Origin of the sequence: Actinospineispora spinosispora DSM 44797 (assembly GCF_000429025.1) — a bacterium.
Taxonomy (GTDB): Bacteria; Actinomycetota; Actinomycetes; order Mycobacteriales; family Pseudonocardiaceae; genus Pseudonocardia; species Pseudonocardia spinosispora.
The window spans coordinates 13,863-33,217 of sequence record NZ_AUBB01000054.1 but is presented as its reverse complement, the minus strand read 5'-3'; the positions used below and the strand labels follow the sequence as shown (position 1 = coordinate 33,217).

The following is a 19,355-nucleotide window of genomic DNA, read 5'->3' as shown; positions in this document are numbered from 1 at the left end:
AACCAGAAGGTGGAGGTCACCTTCGACGCGGTTCCGGATCTGACCCGTGACGGTACGGTGCTGTCGATCGCTCCGAGTGGTACGAACATCTCGGGTGTGACGAACTACTACGCCACGATTCTGCTGACCAACACCGACCCGAGGTTGAAGGCCGGTCAGACGGCTGAGGCGTCGGTCATGACCAACACGTTGGACAACGTGCTGGTGGTGCCGAACTCGGCGGTCATCAAGCAGGGCAACGGTTCGTTCGTGAACACCCCGGGTCCGGACGGCAAGCCGGTCCAGACCAAGTTCGAGCCGGGCATGGTCGGCGACAACAACACCCAGGTGTTGTCGGGTCTGCGTGAGGGTCAGGAAATCCTGCTCCCGCAGCCGAGCAGTCAGCGCAAGTAGCTCGGCACGAGTCGAGGCCGTCTGACCAGGCGATCCGCCAGCATTGTGAGCAGCTAACTGGACACCGGATCCGGGTAGCGAGTTCCGCCTCGTGGGCCGAGGCAGAAATTGACCTGCCATTATCGTTGAGTTAATGGTTCACCTGATATTCATTAGGGGTGTATTCAGAGATTCGAAGCAGAAGAGGTAAGATGAGTATCTCGCGAGGTCTTATCGCAATCAGAGTCGGTGTTACGTCGGCAGCGATTGCCGCCCTCGCCGGAGCGGCAGTTCTGATGGCTGGCCCTGCCATGGCCAGTACCTCGCCGGCCGATGGATTTCTCAGCTTGCCGCCATGCAGTCAGGTCGACTCCAACCCCACCGCAGACTGTGAGGGGCCCTCGGACCGAGCGCCTGCATACTGCGATGGCCCTGGTGAACGACACACCGGCCCGTGCCTGAGCGATAAGGGCCGAGGGGGCCGTGACGAAGACGACTAAAGCTCGTGCTGTTTCAGCGCAGGTCGAGGTTCCGCGCGTTCGCCGCCGTCGCGTCGGTGGTAGCGGCCTGTGCAACGGGTTGCGCCTCAGACGACTCGGCCACGGTGATGCTGGTGGTCGACGTGTCCCTGTCAATGAGGGCCACCGACGTGGCACCCACACGCCTGGCCGCACTACAGTCCGCGACCGAGTCATTCGCCCGCGAACTGCCCCCACACTTCGAACTCGGCCTGGAATCGTTCGCTGGGACAACTCGAGTGCTCGTCCCACCCACCACCGACCGTGACACCGTCGTCAAGGCCGTCCAATCGATCAGCCTCGCCGAGAGCACCGCCACCGGCGACGCCCTCGCCACCGCATTACGGACCATCAGCACGGGCCGACCACGCCGGACCATCGTGCTCGTTAGCGACGGCAAACAGACCGTTCAGAACATGGAACCGCCCGCGCCCGTCGCTCCACCCGTCCCCAGGGATGCGTGCCACCGCTGGGTTCCGTGCGATCTCGGGACTCCACCCGGCCCTGCGGGGGAAACCGGCGCCATCGCGACCCCCGGCCATGAGCGCGACCTCGAAAACAGCCCCCTGGGCTCGTATACGATCGCGCGTCAGGCCGCCCAAGGAATCCCGATCATGAGTGTCGCCCTCGGAACACCCTCCGGAGAGATAACCATTTACGGCCAGCGAATTCCCGTTCCCTCCGACGAGCAAGCCATGCGCGAGGTGGCGACACTCTCCGGCGGCCAGGAGTTCACCGCGAACAGTTCCGACCAGCTGCGTGACGCGCTCCATCGGATCAGCACGACCATCGCCTCGCCCTGAACGTGGACACCTCAGGGCCTGCTCCTGCCCGCCGTCGTCCTGCAGGTGATACCAGGAAGAGATGTTCATCATCGTGACTGATTTCGTCCTGGCCCTGATCCTGATCATGTTCGTGGGGATCGGGGCGGTAGTGCTCGTCGAAGCGTTCTTGGGTTCCTCCACCGCCGAGGGACCGGGCGGACCTACTCGCGGCCCTCGTCCCCTGCTGCGCATCACGACAGGGGTCGCGCTGATGGCCGCAGGGGCAGCGATGACCGCGGGCCAGCTGAATCGCTGGCACACCTGCCTCGGCTGGCGCTGGTCCTCGGCCGAGACCACCTGCGGGGCCATCCAGGACTACACCTGGTCCAAGCGCTTCCCTGGCACCTCGATCTGGCAGGGGATCGGATTCCTCCTGCTCGCCGTCGCGCTGGCATCAGCACTGACCGCGACGGCAGCACAGCGTCGCGATACCGGTACACCGGAGCGGTCCGGGTGGGCGCGCATTCGAGCCGTCGGGATCGCGGCGCTGGGGGCGGTCGCGGCGGCGCTCTTCACGCTGGGCGGGCTGGCCTACGTGGGCGTGAGTGTCACCGGCGGCGGCTACGCCGCGGCGGCGATACTGTTCGACCCCCTGTTGTTCGCCGCACTGGCCGTTCTACTGGCCGCGGACGGCCGCTTCTCCGGCGTCCGGCCCGGCTGGTGGGATCGTCGGCTGGTCAGACTGTTCGCCGGCTTGGCAATGACCAACTTTCTGCTCGAGTATTTGTTCTGGTCGCTCATCATCGACGCATATGACACTCCACCGTTCACCGGCCAGCTTCGTGCGCTGCTGCTGGTGTTCGGCGGGTGGATGATGTCAGTCCCTAGGACAAAGCGTGGTCACCAGGAGACATTCTCCCAGGCAAAGTAAGCTGCGAATGGCCTCATTAAATAGAGAATCTGTAGCACTCTCCGCAGTCTGCACGCGTTACCGCAATGGATGGAATCTGCGCCACTACAAGTATCCGAAGGCCGCCGCCCCCGGTCTCACATCATTCGCCGATTACACTCCGGAGAAATAAGGCCATGTCTACCCGCAAGGTCACCGTCGCATCGTTGTTGCTGTCCGTCACCGCCGGCTCGGCTGCGCTTCGAATGGCTACTGCCCGGACGCGGAGACAGCAAGACTGCCCGCCCGGAGATGATGCGGCGGCTGCACGCACTCGTCGACCGCGTTCAACGGCTCCAGCATCGGGAACCGGACCTCGAAGCCACCCGCCGGTGAACGCTGGTCCCAGCGACGTCGCTCCCGGCGCCGCTGGGACCAGCTCGAAACCCTCGACGAGGGCAGGCGAAACGAGGCCGGACGACGTTAACAACGTTACCACTAATAGTCGAATTCAGACAAACAGAAAATGTACCCGATCAGTGTCCTGACCGAATTTAATGATGCGTTACCTATTTCTTAACGAGGCTGTGCGTCGCCGCGCCTAGCTCCACTTAGCCACCACCTAGCCCTGGATCCACCGATGAAAGTCGGTGTGGATGGGTGCTGTGATTGCCCTCCTGGACGAGGTCAAGGCATGGCAGGCGCGGCCGCTGGAGGAGTTCTACCCGATCATCTACCTCGACGCGCTGGTGGTGAAGGTCCGCGACGGCCACACCGTGCGCAACAAGGCCGCTCACATCGCCATCGGGGTCGATCTGGACGGGATCAAGCACGTCCTGGGGATCTGGGTCCAGGCCAGCGAAGGCGCGAAGTTCTGGGCCGGCGTGTGTGCTGAGCTGCGCGACCGTGACGTGCGCGACGTACTCATCGTGTGCTGCGACGGCCTGACCGGGTTCCCAGAAGCGGTCGAAGCGACCTGGCCGCAGACCACCGTGCAGACCTGCACGGTCCACCTGATCCGCGCGGCGATGCGGTTCGTGTCCTACCAAGAGGCACTGGTCGGTCTGCTGCTGCGCGGTGTCACCACGGGCGCTGACGAGCAAGGACGCGAGGTGTCCGTGCCGGGGTGGTCAAGCGGGATACTCGGCGATATCCCCCGTGGACGGAAGGGGTCACCATCGGTGGGGACTACACCGAGAATCGTACCGGTGACTTCGTGCCCGAACTGACCGGCGAAACATCAGTCAGGGCGTCGGTCCCGCTGGACCGGGCGTTGCTCGCCGCGCGCCTTCCCAAGTCACCACACACGACTCCTCGTACCTAATATGAGGTCAGATTACGGGCAAAGGATTCACAAATCCCGACGGTCATAAGGATTCACAAATCCCGACGGTCATGTGGATTGCCGCTCGGGGGCACGCCGTCGGGCAGCAACCGGTCGTTAGCCCAGCATGAAACGTCGCCTGAGCAAGGACCGGCTAGGTACTCACCCTGCTAGCGCAGATCAAACAGCTACCCAGTGCAGGGTTCCAGGTGTGCCCATGGGCATGGATCACTGAGCGGACCTTCACTTGGATCAACAAGTGTCGGCGCTGCGTTCGCGATCATGATCTGCCTGGCCCTACCGCCGCCCGGACCGGCCGACTCGCATGAAGCTGACGAGTTCTCGGACGCGCTCTCCACATCCTCAGGTTTCCCCGGTCCATCCCGCAACTACATGGCCGTCATAGCTGCACTGACCACCAGCATGCTGTCGATCGCACCCAGCGCCGCCGCCAGCGCCTACCGCAGCTTCGGAAACGGGCCAATCCTACTGATGACGCCGTGCATGGGATTCACCATGGACGATTGGGATCCGGCGCTACTCGACCGCCTGGCCACGACCAACCACGTCGTCATCTTCGACCCCGACGGCGTGGGACGAACCCCAGCCAGCCCCTCGCCCATCGTGACCGTCCCACAACTCTCTGATCAGGCCGCCGACCTGATCCACGCCCTCCACCTCAACCGCCCCACCATCGTGGGCTACTCCCTCGGCGGATTCGTCGCGCAGCGTCTGGCCGTGGACCACCCCAATGACGTCAGCTCCCTGATCCTGATGGGTACCGGGCCTGACGGGACACAGCAGGTACTGCGATCCAAACCGATCAAGAACTTGCCGGCGCTCAACCCGCTCGTCCCCGCCGATCAGGTCATTCCGCTGTACTTCAGCGGTCATCCCGAGGCTCTGGCCGCCTGGCGTCAACGAACAGATCAGCGACCCAACAGGGTCAAGGAAGATCTGCACGGCCTCAATCGCCAACGCGCAGCCATGGATGACTGGCTCCTCAACCCCACCGCCAACGTCAACAGCAGTCTGCCCACCCTGCGAGTGCCCACCCTCATCCTGGGCGCCGAAAACGACGAACAAGAACCCGCCGCCAACTCCACCCTCCTACATCACTACATCAATGGTTCGGAATTGCTGATCTACCCCGGGCTCAGCCACGCATTCCCCTTCGAAGCACCAGGGCCCATTGCTGAACGCATCGCCCGATTCACTCGGTAACAAGGGACTCGGATAGCGCCGACTCCGGCGACGAGGGAGCACTCGCCGGCCGCACTGACAACTACTCCACACGACCGTCCGCCGTCGGCGTCACCGGTGGAGGCTAAGCCGCATCACAGCCTGTTAGGCGCAGCGACAAACACCCCACCCAACCGCGCGTCGGCCACACCCCGGGGAATGTGCCCGGAGCCCTCGAACATCATGTGCTCGAACAAGTGGGCGAACCCGGTGCACCCAGGCGTCTCATTGCCCGGCCCGACGTGATACCACACGTTCACTGCCGCGATCGGCAACCGGGCGCCCCGACGCAAGATCACCGTAATCCCGTTCCCGAAGGTGTAGCGCTCGAGCTCCGGGGGCGCCGCGCCCTGCTCCGGGGATCGTCCGCAGCCCAAGGGCCGGTGATCACGCCGCGGCGACGACATCAGCGACCACGACCGCGACATTGTCGGGTGCGCCGTGCCGCGGGGCCAGCTGAAGCAGGCGGTCGGCGGCCTCGTCTGCGTACCACCGGGTAAGGCGTCCGCAATCTCTGCGGGTGGCACCGGGACCCACAGCCCGTCAGTGCAGAGAAGGTAGCGGTCACCGGTACGCGGGGCACGTAGCGCGATGTCGGGTCGTTACGGCCCGCTCCGGCGCCGAGCACACGCACGAGCAGTGCGCGGTCGGGGTGATCTCGGGCGCTGCCCATTCTGACTCGGCCGGCGTCGACGAGGTTCTGCACGTGCGAGTGGTCCTGGGTCAGCCGTGACAGTTCGCTTCCGCGCAGCAGGTACGCGCGTCCGTCTCCGATATGCAGAAGGGCGAGACGGCCCGCAGTGAGCAGGAGCGCCGTGAGGGTGCTCATCGGGAGCTCGTCGCCTGAGGCCAACGCGGTCACCGCTGCGCCAGCGTCCCGGCAGCACCCACCGACGTCGACGCCAGATCGACGAAGGCGAAGAACACCTTCAGGTCATACGCCGTTGCCAGCCACGTGTTCCATCGAGCCCGAGCACCGACAAAGGCCAGATAGTCGTCCACCAACGGATGCCCGAGTGTCACCGCCCGCAACTCACCCTCGGGAGACGGCCGAATCAGACAGGGAATGGATTCCACCAGGTGTTCCTCGCCTCCGGGCCGCAGCCCGAGAGGCCACGCTACTGCCGCGATAGAAGATCACCTGCATATTTACCGTCCCCGGCTACACCTCCGCGCACTCCACGTCGACCAACTCCTCATCGACGGCACAGCGGCCATGACGAAAGAAGAACCGGATGTGGTCGAGACTCACGAACATCGCTTCGCCGGATCCGGATGTGCGGTCGGGACTGACGAACAGAACCAGCCGAGCAGACGTCGGCACTGCGGACCGGATTCACTCCTCGCCAAGCGCGGAACCATCGAGCACCTGCTCGTACACGCCTTCGAGTTCGGTGGACATGATGAGCTGCTCAATCCTGCCGGCGGCGTCAGCACGGAAGAGCATCGACGCGACAGCCGGAAACCTCTCGAGAGATACGTCGTCGAGTTCGACGATCGTGAGCACCTTCCGATCGTCCGACACATCTCGGCTGATGCTGGCCTTGGCTGGATAAGGCCCCGAGTTCGGCAAAGGAGCCCAGGCATCTGTGAATTGCTCGTAAGACACTCCCGGTTTCAGAGTCCGAGCGAACACCGCGCGCAACATCGTTCCTGCTCTCTCTCAGTAGTGGGTCTCGCTGTCCTCCCTGATGCTAACTTCGCCCGCCGACATCACTGGCCGCCGGGAATCGGGGGCCTGCGCGCTCGTCAGGAAGGGTCCGCGTCGTCCCACAAGGTTTTCAGCGACCGTGGCACCTTGGCGCCGACCACTGGAACGGGGTTGCTCAGCACCAGTTCGGTGACGTCTGTTCTTTCACCCCTACTGTCCCCAAGCTGGGCGCTCCTCGCCATAGACCGTGACCGCGCCGGAGGCGTCCTCGACCCGAGAGTGCTGTCAGCTGGAGGCCGCCGCCGCGACGAACTCGCCGGACGCGGCCAACCGCCGCCAGTGATGACGCTGTGCATGGTCGGCGAGCACCGGATCACCGCCGACGACCACCGGGTGGCCGACCGCGCTGAGCAGACCCAGGTCTGACGCGTGGTCGCCGTAGGCCCAGCAGTCGATCAGCTCCACCCCATCCGCGTCAGCGAACTGTCGCGCCGCGTCGGCCTTGGCCGCGCCGATCATCGGGCGATCGACGACTCCGACGTACTCGGCGTCTGCCTCCCGGATGACCGTGCACAGCACAGCGTCCGCGCCGACAGCCGTCGCGACAGGCTGGACACAGGGCGGGAACGACCCGGACACCAGGACCGTCTTGTGCCCCGCGAAGTGATGCAGCGCGAGCGAACCGACAGTGGCCAGGTGGAACAACCCGCCGGCGCGCCGCTCCTGGTCGAACCAGTCCTGCCCGAGTTCCCTAACCCTGGCAACCGGTTCGCCGGCGAAGCTGCGGTAGTACCGGCGGTTGGTGTCCTCCCTCGACATACCTGACTCGGTGAGAGCCTTCAGCTCCGCCCGAATCCGGCGGTACTCCTCCGGCGGGCGTCCGGTCGCCGCCAAGTAGAACTCCAGGAACCGGAACATGCTCTTGACGGTGATCACCGTCTCGTCCACATCGAAGAAAGCAATCGTCGGTACGCTCATCACAGTCCCCTCATCGCTGGTCGGCCAGGTAGTGGCGTACGCCCCGATTCGTCTTACGGCCGAGACACCCTGATTCGACGAGGCCCACGAGCAGCGCGGTGGGGGCGAACTCCGGTTGGCCGAATTCCGTGTGCAGATTGCGAAGAACCTCGAGCGCCACATCCGCGCCGATCATGTCCAACAGTCGGAACGGCCCCAACGGCAGACACGTCGTGGCGCGGATCGACGCGTCGACCTCGGCCAGGTTGAGGTCGTTCGCGGCCGGCAGACCCAGCGCCTCGTTGAGGTAGGGGAATAAGAGCAGATTGACGATAAAACCAGCTCTATCCCGGCACCTCAGCACCCACTTGCCGAGCCGGTCGGCCACTGCCACCGCGGTGGCCATGGAGTCTTCCCCGGTGAAGCCGGTGTCGACCAGCTCCACCAACCCCATCGAGGCGACCGGGTTGAAGAAGTGCATACCAACCACGTCGGCGGGACGCCCACTGGCTATAGCGCAGTCGAGCACTGGCAGGCTGGAGGTGGTTGTGGCAAGCACCGCACCAGGGCGGCAGATCACACCGAGTCGAGCGAACAATTCCCGTTTGACAGCGCCGTCCTCGATCACCGCCTCAATGACCAGATCGCACCCCCCGAGGTCGGCGGGCCGGCCCGTCGGGTGCAGCCGGGCGAGGCAATCGGTGAGCTGTGCATCGTCGAGCCCGGTGGCCAGCAACAGGTCGCCGATCGATCGTGTCGCGGCTTCGGCCTTGTCCATGCCACGGCCCAGGATGCGTACCGGGTAGTGGGCAGCGACGAGCACCTGTGCGATGCCTCGGGCCATCGTTCCGGTGCCGACGACACCGACCGACCGCACATTGCGCGGCGCGGCGCCTGGGACCTTACCCCCCGCTGTACCGCCGGAGGAGTCGCCATCAGCGTAGTCGTGGAAACCACGACCGGTGGTGAGACCGAGCCGCCCGACGGTGGCGAGTTCACGCAGCACCGGGGCGGGGTTGTGTCGCCACTGTCCGGTGGCGGCGTACAGCGCGCGGAGTTCGGTGTAGACGGTGTCGAGTCCGAAGGAGTCGAGTGTCCGCAACGGTCCTTCCCGCATGCCCGCGCCCAGCCGCATCGCGGTGTCCAACTCGACCACAGTGGCGTACCCGTACTCCACCAGCCACGCGGCGTGGTTGCCAAGACCGAGCATCAGCCGCCGGATGACAGCGGCCAGGTCCGCAGTTGGTGTGGACCCGTGAGTGGTCGTGATAGCGGACATGCCCCGGCTCCTTTCTTGACCGTCAATATCGGGCGCCGACTGCCGCCGGCGCCCGATCCAGCTCGTCCATGTCCTGCTCGGTCAGCACGATGTCGGCCGCAGCGATGTTCTCGGCAAGGTAGGACTCCTTCTTCGTACCGGGGATCGGCACGACATGCTCGCCTTGGCCCAGTGTCCAGGCGATCGCCACCTGAGCCGGTGTGACGTGACGGCGGTTCGCTATCCGCCGCGCCACCTCGACGATGCGCAGGTTGGGCTCGATCGCCCCGGCCGCGAACCGGGGACTGCTCGCCCGGAAATCGCTCTCCTCGAAATCAGCCGGTCCAGAAACGGTGCCGGTGAGGAAACCCCGCCCGAGCGGGCTGTAGGGCACGAATGCCGCGCCGTTGTCCGCGCACCAGGCGACCATGTCGGCGCCCGGGGCGAGAGCATCCCTGGTCCACAACGACAGCTCGGACTGCACAGCGGTCACCGGATGAATACGGTGCGCGAGGCTCGCCTGCTCGGGCGTCACCTCGGACAAGCCCAGGCGCGCTACCTTGCCCTCGGCGACGAACTCGGCCAGCGCACCCCAACTGTCCTCCAGTGGTACCTGCGGATCCACCCGGTGCAGGTAATACAGGTCGACCGCGTCCACCCGCAGTCGCCGCAGGCTCGCCTCGATCGCCGTCCGGAGGTGGCGCGGTGAACCGTCGCGGTGCATCACCCTGCTCGCCAAGTCGTCCACCACCAGACCGCATTTGGTGGCGAGTACCACCTCCGATCGGCGGCCTCGGATTCCTTCTCCGACGAGCACCTCGTTGTGTCCGTCGCCGTACACGTCCGACGTATCCACAAAGGACACTCCTCGGTCGAGCGCGCCGCGCAGCACGGAGATCGAAACGGTGTCATCGCGAGTGCTCTCGGCGTAACCCCAGCTCATCCCCATACAGCCAAGGCCGACGGCACTCACCTCAGTATCGGTCGCACCCAGCTTCCGCTGGCGCATAGTCGTTTCTCCCTCCAATCTTGCGGATCATCCGGACCGGCCTTCCACCAGATCAGCTCATGCCGCAGTGAACACCAGCGCCGCGTTGTTGCCGCCGAAACCGAGAGAGGTGCTGGCCGCGACGTCCACCCGGACCGCCCTCGCCCGGCCTGCCACGATGTCCAGATCGATCTCGCTGTCCAGGTTCTCAAGGTTCGCCGTCGGTGGGACCACCTGCTGCTCGATGGTCAGCACGGTGTACGCCGCCTCGATGGCGCCGGCGGCGGCGAGCGTGTGTCCAGTGACTCCCTTTGTCGAGGTGACGACCGGACGCTGCCCGAGCGTTCGACGCAGTGCCCGACCTTCGGTCACATCGTTGAGTGGGGTGGACGTGCCGTGTGCGTTGACGTGATCGACCTCGGCCGCCTCGACGCCGGCATCGGCCAGTGCGGCGCGCAACGCACGCTCGATTCCGGCACCGGAGGGTTCGGGCCGGGTGACGTGGTACGCGTCGGCCGCCGAGCCGTAGCCCGCGACCAGCGCCCGGGCCCGGTGACCTCGTGCGCGGGCGTCGGCCGCCCGCTCCAGCACCAGCACACCGGCACCCTCGGCCGCCACGAAACCGTCCCGGTCCCGGTCGAACGGCCGCGACGCCAGGCCTGGATCGCGGTTGCGCCCGGACAATGCGCCCATCCGGACCAGACCGGTCATCGTCACCGGACTCAGGGCTGACTCAGTGCCACCGGCGAGCACGATGTCGCAGCCGCCGGACCGCAGCAACTGCTGGGCCACACCGATCGCGGTCGTTCCGGAGGCGCATGCCGTGGCGGTCACCATCCCGGGTCCGCGCGCCCCGCAGTCCATGGCAACGTAGCCGGCAACCATGTTGACCATGCTCATCGGAATCATCATCGGCGACACGTCCGTCGGGTCCCGCTCGAACACGCGATACTGGTTCTCCGCTGTCGCGCTGCCCCCCAACGAATTGCCGAGCACCACACCGATCCTGGTGCCATCCCAAGTTGCCGGATCCAGGCCGGCGTCGGCGATCGCCTCCCGCGCGGCCACCACCGCCAACTGGACACACCGGTCCATCCGCCACGCCGCCGCGCGGCCGAGCAGCCGGTCACCGTCAAAGTCCGGAACTCGACACGAGAAGGTGACATCGAGGCCAGCCAGTTCGGGGTCACTGCTCGCGGCAGGGATACCCGAGCGGATCCTCTCCCAGTTGCGCGTCACACCCACACCCGCCGGCGTCACCAATCCCAGACCCGTGACCGCGACAGGCGTGGGTGCGGCCGGCGGCGTCACACCTCCAGCCCCTTGGACACCAGCAGTGCCGCCGCGTCCTCGACGGTGAACTCCGGCCTCAACTCACCCTCGACGAGGACGACACCGAACTCTTTCTTGATCAACAGAGCGAACTCGATGAGAATCAGTGAGTCCACATCGAGTTCGAAGAACGTTCTGTTCCCAGCTATATCATCAGCGGAAATCCCGAAATTATCAGATAGTATGAGTGACAGCCGATTTTCCAGCACGGTCATATCATTTCCTTTGTGAGTGTGGTGATCCAGCTAGGTGTTACAGGGATGAAATCATCGGTGGGTCGCGCCGATCCAGGTCTGGCCAGCGCAATGCGGCGGAACCCCAGGCCAAGCCGCCGCCGAAGCCGGTGAGCACCACCCGGTCGCCGGCGCGCAGCGCGCCACGCGCCTCCGCATCCGCCAATGCCAGCGGGATCGACGCCGCGACGGTGTTTCCCACCCGGTCGATATTGGTGAGCATCTTGTCCCTAGGCAGTTCAAGTTGATCGGCGACCGCGTGCAGGATACGCAGATTCGCCTGGTGCGCCACTATTCGGTCCACCTCGGACAGTTCCCAGCCGACTCTTTTCAGCACAGCCTGGCTGGATTCGGTCATGCGAAGCACCGCCTGCATGAATACCGGTTTACCGAGCATCGCGAAATAGACGTCGGCCGCATCGACGATCGGGCCGGAGCCCCGCTGCCGGGATCCGCCGGCGCGCACGGTGATCAGATCATGTCCGGTTCCGTCACTGCCCAGGTCGAAACCGAGTAGTGCGCCCGGTTCGTCACCAGCGCCCGCCCGCAGTACCACCGCGCCCGCGCCGTCCCCGAAGATCGCCCTGGTGGTCCGATCGGTCGGATCGAGGATGGTGGAGAACGTGTCGGCGCCGATCACCAGCGCCGACGTGGCCACCCCGGTGCTGATCAGCCCGTCGGCGACGGCGAGCGCATAGACGAAACCAGCACACACCGCGGCCACATCGAACGCGGGCGCTCCGGTGAGGCCGAGTCGGCTGGCCACATCCGGTGCGGTGGCCGGGCAGGGGTGATCCGGGGTGCTGGTCGCCAGCACCACCACATCCACCGCAGTCACCTCGGCCGCGACCATCGCATCGCGAGCGGCCGCGGTGGCCAGCTCCGAGGTCGCCGTGCCTGGTGGTACGACATAACGCTGCCGGATGCCTGTCCTGCTACGGATCCATTCGTCCGTGGTGTCCAATCGGGCGGACAGCTCCACGTTGGTCACCAGACGAGTAGGCAGCGAGGTGCCGATCCCGGCCAGTACCGAGCGGTTCACGACACCGCCTCGGAGACACCGCTCTCCGGGTCGGACACCAGCGCCCCGACCTCGGTCAACGCCCGTCCCACTGTCTGTGGCGACGCCGATTCATCCAGTGCCGCGACGTGACCGTCCGGCCGGACCACAACCGCGAGCGGCCGACTACCGAGCCGGCCCGCCAGTACGGGCCACCCGGAGACGTCCACTACAGCGACCGAGGGCGCCACGACCGTGCGCAGCTGGTCGACTCGACGTTGCCATGCCGTGTCCCGGTCGTCGCCTGCCCACATCAGCACCGTGTACCGGTCCAGCCGCACACGCGGCCACTGATCGCCAGTCTCCCCATCAGCGGTCCGCGAGGCGAAGACCGGAAAGCGGTCACCCACGCGGACCTGGCCCCGCAACGTGGCGGCGAAGTCCGCCAGCGGCGTACTCGCCACGCCCTGGTTGACGCTGTAGTTGACATCATTCTGGCTCATTAGCGGCGCGCCGAGCCGCTGGAGCACACCAGTGCCCCTGGCCAGCCGGACCATGTTGTCGCGCACCGCGATATGGCTACGCCGGTGCAGCAGCCCCCAGCCGGTCTGTCTACCGGTTGTCGCGGAGACACGCTGGGCGGCGTGCCGCCGTTCCGGGTCATAGCTGCCGAGTACCCGCTCATCGACCACACCCCGGATCACCCCGCCCAACTTCCAGCCGAGGTTGGCCGCGTCCTGGATACCGGTGTTCATGCCCTGTGCACCCGCCGCACTGAAGATGTGCGCGGCATCCCCAGCCAGGAAACAGCGGCCGGCCCGGAAGTTGGCCGCGATACGCCGCCGGGCGCGGAACACAGTGGTCCAGCGCAGCTCGCCGAGCACTCCCCGACGCGGCGCCCGCTCGTCCATCATGCGTTGGAACAGCTCACGCGGCGGGGACTGTCGCTCGTCCCAGCCCGGCACACTGACCGCGAGTCGGAACTGGCCGTCGCCGAAGGGCGCGAAGCCGAGTGCGCCGGTACGGGTGTAGCAGTACAGCAGCATGTTGGTGTGCAGGTCTTCGCCCTGCATCGGGCCGTCGCCGATGGCGAACAGGACATCCGCGCCCGTACCGAGAAACGGAATACCGAGCAACTCGCGCACGGCGCTGCGTGCACCGTCCGCTCCGAGCACGTATTCCGCATGCACCTGCTCGGTGCGGCCGTCCTCGTGCCGCAGGGTGGCGACCGGACGGTCGGCTCTGTTCTCGGTGCTGTTGTGCAAGCCGACCAGTTCCACGCCGTGCTCCACCTGCCCGCCCAGTTCGAGGAGCCGCCTGCGGATCACATCCTCGGTGCGGTCCTGGGAGATCGTCAGCCCGAACGGATAGGGCGTGTCCTTCATCCGGGACATGTCAATCGAGCCGAGCAGCTTCTTGTCCGAATAGAAGGCGACCCCATCCAGACGGTTCCCCGCATCGACGAGGGACCTCGCCGCGTCGATACGGCGCAGCAGTTCCATGCTGCGCGGCCACACGACGATCGCCCGCGAGTGCAGGGTGGACTCGGGCGCCCGGTCGATCACGCGGACCGGAATGCCCTGGGTCAGCATCTCGCAGGCGAACACCAGGCCGACCGGGCCGGCACCCACGACCAGGACTGGATCAGAGAGGAGGCCATCACGGTGCGGGATCAGGTTCATCGTCTACTTCTCGTCTATTGTGCGATGGCTGGTGCGGGTGGCTGAGAGCTGGGCGGGATCACGGGTGGATCGGCGTTCCACCACCGTCGCCGACCAGGTGAAGCCGGCACCCGCGCTCAGCACGACAGCCAGTTCGCCCGGCTCGACGATGGTGGCGCCCGCACCGATGTCGGCCAGGTTCGCCACCATGTCGCCAGCGCCTAGGTGGCCGGTGGCGCGGCCGAGATCGAGCACGGGCGCGCGAACCGTGTCCCGCACCGCAGGGCCGTAGATGGTGTCCACCGCCGCCGCGCCGAGCCTCGGTACGACAACACACCGTAGGCGGGCATCATCCGGGGCCAGATCCGCTTCGGCGAGCGCCGTGCTGAGCACTGCGTGTACTGCGGCACGTAGTTCGGCGACGAACGCGGCTTTGCCCCGCACACTCAGGTACGCCTTCTTGGTGCGGCGCACGTCCACCGGGTCGCCGGCCTGCATGGCCACCCGATGGAAGGCGGCCAGATCACGATGCATGGCTTCCATGTGCGGGACAGCCGTTGTCGCCATCGACCACAGGGCGAGACCGGGTGTATCGGCGGTACCTCGACGCATCACCGCGCCGGTTGCCCCGTCGCCATACCACAGGTTGTAGTCACCGCGCCAGCGGTCGAATCCCGGCGGTCCGAAGCAGTCCGCAGTGGTGACCAGGCCAGCGGTCATCCCTGGATCGGCGAGCAACCGCGCGGCCACGACCTCGATCGCGGCGGCGCCGCCGTTGCACATCTGTTGCAGCCCAACGGGTTGAGCGCGCCGCGCGCCGAGCTGGTCCGCCACGTAGTGGGCCGGTGACCAGAAGTCGTGACCCTGATAGTAGGTCCACGCGTGCACCAGCAGCCCGAGATCCTCGGCGGGCAGACCGGCCGCGCACAACGCTTGTTCACCAGCGCGGACCGCGAGTTCCGGTGCTGACCGGTCGAGTGAGACCGGCAGCTCGTCGTAACCGACGTTCATCGCGTCCCGCTCGCTGATCAGCCCGTTGGCCAGTGCGGTGGTGGCTTTCTCGGTGGTGACCGGCAGTTGGGTGACCGCGGCGGTGACCACGACAGTGCCGAACAGTCGCATCAGGGGCTCTTGACTTCCAGCTCGGACCGACACGGACAGCGATCGGGGTCGGCCGCTGTATCAACGGCGATCATGGTGACCCGTGCCTCCGCGATGACCATGCCGCCCTGTTCGAAGGTCATCAGGTTGGTCCGCGCGCCGGGCAGCCGCTGGCACCGGAAGTCAGGTTCCGGGCCGGCGACCGGCTCGCGGCGCATGGTCAGGGTGATCGGGGCGTCGAGTTCCGCGTAGTCGGTGAAGGTCGCGTCCAAACCGATCAGTGTCGTCGCGCTCGGCGGTGTACCCCAGAACTCGGTCCCGGCGAGCAGCCCCAGCTGCCTGGCCGACTCGGTGAGCACCATACCGGGAAGGTGATCCTGGGCGTGGTCGAACATGCTCCGGTTGGTCACCGGCACCCGGACTCGAGCTGTCACCCGGTCGCGGTCGAACACCGCGTCGGTCAACACCACGTTGTCTGGGTTCGCTCGGCCGACTAGGTGTGGTGCGACCCGGCCAGCCGCAGCTGGTGGCGCCAGCTCATCGGACGCCGGCGGCGGACTGCCCCGGCGCGCGACCCGCAGGTCCCGGTAGGTGTCCGAGGGCAGGTAGCCGACCTCGATGCTCACCCGACCCAGCTCTACCCCTTCCAGGTGCAGGTCGACGTGATAGGTCAGGCCACGCAGCTGACGCCCTAGACCACCCCGTCGATCACTGGTATTCACCGACAGTGCGAGCTCACGCGGTGGTGTACCGACCGCATCGAGCAATCCGGGCAGGTCGACCGCCCACCTGCGCAGGATGAACTTGGTGTCTCGCGGGACGCCGAAATGCGCATGACCGCCATAGGTCTCCGCTTGTCGGCTGCACTCCAGCAACAGCAACGGGTCCGGCAGCCCCACCCGCAACAGACTGTCGGTGTAGTAGCCGTGCGCCGAGGGCAGCTGCGCGCCGGCAAGATATCTACCGCTGTCGATAGCGCGACTGTCGGTGAGGAACACCTCGGATAACGAACTACGGTGCAGCAGCGACCGGTCGACAGTGCGGACGAACGTCAATTCGCCGAAACCACGGTCGGCGTCCTGCCCCAGGGCGGTCATGACTGATTTTCCTTACTCCGCGATGTGCGTGGATCCCAGCGGATGAATAGATTTCCGCCCGTTCCGCTCATCGGCCGACTGTCAAAATTCTCTACAAATTTAACCTTCTGTGCTCAGTTACTAGCTTAACCAAATTTGAGAATGCAACACAAGAGTGATCTCCGTCATATTCACAGATAGCATAACAAAATTTAATTACGCAACTATCAGACCTAATTAACGTCTCATCTCGACCAGCCATCCTTCACTCTGCCGGTTCTTAGCCTTGCCGATCAAGATCTTGCAGGTCAGGTCGACAAATTTGCCGAGAGAGCCTCGCCGGCGAGCGAATTAATCCCAGGTTAATAGTACTCCAACATGGTCGATTTATTTCGGATCCACTAAAATAGAGACCCTCACCATCTATCACACATCAGCAGTTATAACTGCTTTCTGACGGCCCTGAATTTCATTCAGGTCAGGCGAATTGCCCTCGTCAGCGGGCGCCCTGGCGAGGGGCACGTAGCGTATCCGGGGCGCCATCCTTGACCCAACTCGCCAACAGCCGCAGTGACGTCTCCGACTCGGACCCCGGCTCCACGGTATAGGTGATGAGCGCTTGATCGGGGTCGTCCGGCGCGCGAAACGTCTCGAACGAGACCGTGAACTCACCGACCACCGGATGGCGGATCACCTTGATCCCGTACGTCTTCTCTCGCACGTTGTGGCCGGCCCACAGCCTCCGGAACGTCTCGCTGCGCACCGAGAGCTCACCGATCAGGCTGGCCATCCCGGGATCGTCAGGATGTCGCCCAGCTTCCGCACGCAAGTTACCGACCACGTCCTTGGTGACATTGTCAAAATCCGGGTATCGGTCCCCGCCGTCGAACAGGAAAATCAGCTTGGCGATATTGCGGTCACCGACCGGAAAACTGCTGAAATCCGCGGTCACTACCGCGGCCAGATCATTCCAGGCCAGCACGTCCATCCGCCTGCCGAGGACGAACGCGGGCACGTCAGGGATCGCGCCGAGCAACCGGCGCATACCGGGGCGCACGTGCTGGGGGCGGCTAGCGGAGCGCCGGCGGGGCGCCGGATGAGCCAGGTTGTGCAGATACGTTCGCTCATCGCTGTCCAGTTGCAAGGCGTCGGCCACCGAGCTGAGGACAGTATCGGATACGTTGCGGGCGCGGCCTTGTTCCAGCCGCACGTAGTAGTCGACGCTGATCCCGGCCAACATCGCGAGCTCTTCCCTGCGCAGGCCGGGGACCCGACGCAAGGCGGAGCCCAGCATCAGCCCGGTGTCTTCCGGCCGCAGGGCCGCTCGTTTGCCACGTAGGAACTCACCCAGCTCGCTCACCTGCACCAGTATCCGGGGATATCGACGTTGTCAGTAGTACCGGCAGACCTAGGAACGCCGGGCCCCCGGACGAACCGTGCCTTGCGGGTCATCCCGACAACCCGCATGGTGAAGTTGATCTCGCCACCACCATCGTGTTTCTCGGGAGCTCTTGGATGTGTCGCACCGCAACGCTACTGATCTCGCTGGTGGCATTGTTCCTCGTTCCATTCACCCTGACCGGCACGTCGGTGGCGCTGTCGGACATCAGCTCTGCCCTACACGCAAGCCTCGCCGCCACCCAGTGGGTGGTAAATGCCTACAGCGCGACCTTCGCCAGCTTCATGCTGGTCACCGGGTCGCTAGCGGACCGGATCGGCCGGCGCCGCGTCTTCGCCTCGGGTGTGGCCGTGTTCGCCGGGTGTGGGCTGCTCAGTGCGCTCGCCCAGAACATCGTGCTGCTCGACGTGGCTCGCCTACTAGCAGGCGTCGGCGCGGCGGCGACCGCGACCGGGGCCAGTGCCGTGCTGGCGGCAGCCTTCACCGGACCGGCGCGGGCAAAGGTCTTCGGACTGTTCGGCACCACGATTGGCATCGGGCTGGCCTTCGGGCCGACCCTGTCCGCGCTCGTGGTGCACGAGTGGGGTTGGCGCGCCGTGTTCACGCTGCCCGGCGTCCTCGGGCTGGTCTGCCTGGCGTTCTTCCGGTGGCTGCCCGCCTCGGTGCCGGATCCGAGCAAGCCGCCGATGGACCACGCCGGGGCGGTCCTGTTCACCGCCTCACTGCTCCTGCTGATCTTCGGACTTGTCGAGGGCCCGGCACTCGGCTGGACTGATGTCCGGGTGGTGACCGCACTGCTCACCGCTGTACTGCTGTTGGTGGTCTTCGTCGCCGTGGAACGCCGGGCCGCTATCCCGCTGCTCAACCTCAGCCTGTTCAGCACGGCCCGGTTCCTGGGGCTGTGCCTGGCGATCGTCGCGGTGGTCGGCGTGTTCGCACCGCTGCTGATCTACCTGCCGACCTTCTTCCAGACGAGCCTAGGTATGAGCGTGAACGAGTCCGGACTAGCCATGATCGCGCTGACCGGACCGATCCTGGTGGTGCCGCTGCTCTGCGGCATCGCGGTCCGGTGGGTTCGCGGTCCGGTGCAGGTCGTCGTCTCGTTGGTGCTAGTCGCGGCGGGCGCCGCGTGGCTGGCTGCCGGTGCGGCGCTGATCCCGGCGTTGCTGGTGCTCGGCATCGGTGTCGCCATCGCACAGGGCCTGCTCGACGGGCTGGCCGTCAGTGCCGTACCACCGGAGCACGCGGGAGCCGCCGCCGGCACGTTCAACACCGCGAAACTGACCGCTGAGACACTGGGTATCGCCGTTGTCGGGTCGGTGCTGGCGGCGATGACCGACAACCGATTGGCCGGTCCCGCCTTCCCCGCCGCCCTGCACCTGACCCTGTGGTATTTCGCCGCGCTCGCTGCCTTGACCGCTGTCGCCACTTCGGTGCTGCTGCGGCCCCGAGGTGACCCCGAGGTGACCCCGCCAAGGCCGACCGACAGCACCACACTGATGGACCGGCCGACAGTGCCGGAGCCGTCCGAGGACGGCTCCGGCACTGCTGCCGCCGCATCGACGACTGTGACGGACTAGCCGCTGTGCA

18 protein-coding genes and 1 pseudogene are annotated in these 19,355 nt (G+C 65.8%); 6 read left to right on the top strand and 13 right to left on the bottom strand.

The genetic code is table 11. The features are described from left to right. The 5 genes and pseudogenes from G406_RS57860 to G406_RS54375 all read left to right on the top strand — a co-directional run. Nucleotides 1-393, top strand: a 393-nt coding sequence (locus G406_RS57860) for an efflux RND transporter periplasmic adaptor subunit (RefSeq protein WP_028935427.1), incomplete at its 5' end; no start/stop codon positions are given. A 592-nt stretch (nt 394-985) separates the two neighbouring features. Beyond that, entirely contained in the window at nt 986-1,693 is a 708-nt protein-coding gene (locus tag G406_RS48795; protein ID WP_169736762.1) for a VWA domain-containing protein, read from the top strand. Nucleotides 1,694-1,766: 73 nt separating this feature from the next. Next, the gene (locus G406_RS0121750; RefSeq protein ID WP_156935060.1) at nt 1,767-2,585 is read left to right on the top strand and encodes a hypothetical protein; all 819 of its coding nucleotides are present in this window, start codon (nt 1,767-1,769) and stop codon (nt 2,583-2,585) included. A gap of 632 nt (nt 2,586-3,217) precedes the next feature. Continuing rightward, nucleotides 3,218-3,593, top strand: a pseudogene (locus tag G406_RS48790) (IS256 family transposase); the annotation flags it as partial. 556 nt (nt 3,594-4,149) lie between these two features. After that, nucleotides 4,150-5,091, top strand: coding sequence for an alpha/beta fold hydrolase (locus tag G406_RS54375; RefSeq protein WP_051342489.1), 942 nt, complete (start codon nt 4,150-4,152; stop codon nt 5,089-5,091). A gap of 113 nt (nt 5,092-5,204) precedes the next feature. Here G406_RS54375 and G406_RS59825 read toward each other — a convergent pair whose 3' ends face one another. The 13 genes from G406_RS59825 to G406_RS0121670 all read right to left on the bottom strand — a co-directional run bounded on the left by G406_RS59825 (nt 5,205) and on the right by G406_RS0121670 (nt 17,735). Next, entirely contained in the window at nt 5,205-5,516 is a 312-nt protein-coding gene (locus G406_RS59825) for an insulinase family protein (RefSeq protein ID WP_211241224.1), read from the bottom strand. 451 nt (nt 5,517-5,967) lie between these two features. Beyond that, nucleotides 5,968-6,186: a hypothetical protein gene (locus G406_RS57140; RefSeq protein WP_211241223.1), complete on the bottom strand. Its 219-nt coding sequence runs from the start codon at nt 6,184-6,186 to the stop codon at nt 5,968-5,970. A gap of 259 nt (nt 6,187-6,445) precedes the next feature. Further along, nucleotides 6,446-6,757 carry a hypothetical protein gene (locus G406_RS57135; protein ID WP_156935059.1) on the bottom strand — a complete coding sequence of 104 codons (312 nt, stop codon included), beginning with the start codon at nt 6,755-6,757 and terminating at the stop codon, nt 6,446-6,448. Nucleotides 6,758-7,045: 288 nt separating this feature from the next. Then, entirely contained in the window at nt 7,046-7,738 is a 693-nt protein-coding gene (locus G406_RS48780; protein ID WP_064742992.1) for an HAD family hydrolase, read from the bottom strand. A 10-nt stretch (nt 7,739-7,748) separates the two neighbouring features. After that, nucleotides 7,749-8,996, bottom strand: coding sequence for a 3-hydroxyacyl-CoA dehydrogenase family protein (locus G406_RS48775; protein WP_051342487.1), 1,248 nt, complete (start codon nt 8,994-8,996; stop codon nt 7,749-7,751). Nucleotides 8,997-9,018: 22 nt separating this feature from the next. Continuing rightward, the gene (locus tag G406_RS0121705; RefSeq protein WP_028935422.1) at nt 9,019-9,984 is read right to left on the bottom strand and encodes an aldo/keto reductase; all 966 of its coding nucleotides are present in this window, start codon (nt 9,982-9,984) and stop codon (nt 9,019-9,021) included. Nucleotides 9,985-10,041: 57 nt separating this feature from the next. Continuing rightward, complete coding sequence (locus tag G406_RS0121700; protein WP_028935421.1) at nt 10,042-11,274, bottom strand: beta-ketoacyl-[acyl-carrier-protein] synthase family protein; 1,233 nt, start codon at nt 11,272-11,274, stop codon at nt 10,042-10,044. Beyond that, nucleotides 11,271-11,510 (bottom strand): acyl carrier protein, encoded by a 240-nt coding sequence (locus G406_RS55245; protein WP_028935420.1) that lies wholly within the window; start codon nt 11,508-11,510, stop codon nt 11,271-11,273. Before G406_RS55245 ends, G406_RS0121700 begins: the two co-directional genes overlap by 4 nt. Nucleotides 11,511-11,547: 37 nt before the next feature. Next, a complete protein-coding gene (locus tag G406_RS48770; protein ID WP_037077824.1) occupies nt 11,548-12,570 on the bottom strand; it encodes a beta-ketoacyl-ACP synthase III in 1,023 nt (340 codons plus the stop codon). Further along, entirely contained in the window at nt 12,567-14,210 is a 1,644-nt protein-coding gene (locus tag G406_RS48765; RefSeq protein ID WP_084216286.1) for an FAD-dependent monooxygenase, read from the bottom strand. The genes G406_RS48770 and G406_RS48765 overlap by 4 nt, the downstream gene beginning before the upstream one ends. 3 nt (nt 14,211-14,213) lie before the next feature. After that, a complete protein-coding gene (locus G406_RS48760; protein WP_051342485.1) occupies nt 14,214-15,311 on the bottom strand; it encodes a beta-ketoacyl-[acyl-carrier-protein] synthase family protein in 1,098 nt (365 codons plus the stop codon). After that, entirely contained in the window at nt 15,311-16,387 is a 1,077-nt protein-coding gene (locus G406_RS48755) for an AfsA-related hotdog domain-containing protein (protein ID WP_051342484.1), read from the bottom strand. The genes G406_RS48760 and G406_RS48755 overlap by 1 nt, the downstream gene beginning before the upstream one ends. Before the next feature lie 475 nt (nt 16,388-16,862). Then, nucleotides 16,863-17,735: a helix-turn-helix domain-containing protein gene (locus G406_RS0121670; protein WP_028935419.1), complete on the bottom strand. Its 873-nt coding sequence runs from the start codon at nt 17,733-17,735 to the stop codon at nt 16,863-16,865. A gap of 146 nt (nt 17,736-17,881) precedes the next feature. Between G406_RS0121670 and G406_RS48750 the strand changes: the two genes are divergently transcribed. Then, nucleotides 17,882-19,345, top strand: coding sequence for an MFS transporter (locus tag G406_RS48750; protein WP_051342483.1), 1,464 nt, complete (start codon nt 17,882-17,884; stop codon nt 19,343-19,345). The last annotated feature ends 10 nt before the right edge of the window (nt 19,346-19,355 follow it).

Excerpts from the sequence above, each read along its gene's own strand:
- G406_RS57135 (WP_156935059.1), bottom strand. The coding sequence starts at position 6,757 with ATGTTGCGCGCGGTGTTCGCTCGGACTCTGAAACCGGGAGTGTCTTAC.
- G406_RS55245 (WP_028935420.1), bottom strand. The coding sequence starts at position 11,510 with ATGACCGTGCTGGAAAATCGGCTGTCACTCATACTATCTGATAATTTC.
- G406_RS48755 (WP_051342484.1), bottom strand. The coding sequence starts at position 16,387 with ATGACCGCCCTGGGGCAGGACGCCGACCGTGGTTTCGGCGAATTGACG.
- G406_RS0121705 (WP_028935422.1), bottom strand. The coding sequence starts at position 9,984 with ATGCGCCAGCGGAAGCTGGGTGCGACCGATACTGAGGTGAGTGCCGTC.
- G406_RS59825 (WP_211241224.1), bottom strand. The coding sequence starts at position 5,516 with ATGTCGTCGCCGCGGCGTGATCACCGGCCCTTGGGCTGCGGACGATCC.
- G406_RS48750 (WP_051342483.1), top strand. The coding sequence starts at position 17,882 with ATGTGTCGCACCGCAACGCTACTGATCTCGCTGGTGGCATTGTTCCTC.
- G406_RS48760 (WP_051342485.1), bottom strand. The coding sequence starts at position 15,311 with ATGCGACTGTTCGGCACTGTCGTGGTCACCGCCGCGGTCACCCAACTG.
- G406_RS54375 (WP_051342489.1), top strand. The coding sequence starts at position 4,150 with ATGATCTGCCTGGCCCTACCGCCGCCCGGACCGGCCGACTCGCATGAA.
- G406_RS48765 (WP_084216286.1), bottom strand. The coding sequence starts at position 14,210 with ATGAACCTGATCCCGCACCGTGATGGCCTCCTCTCTGATCCAGTCCTG.
- G406_RS48775 (WP_051342487.1), bottom strand. The coding sequence starts at position 8,996 with ATGTCCGCTATCACGACCACTCACGGGTCCACACCAACTGCGGACCTG.
- G406_RS48780 (WP_064742992.1), bottom strand. The coding sequence starts at position 7,738 with ATGAGCGTACCGACGATTGCTTTCTTCGATGTGGACGAGACGGTGATC.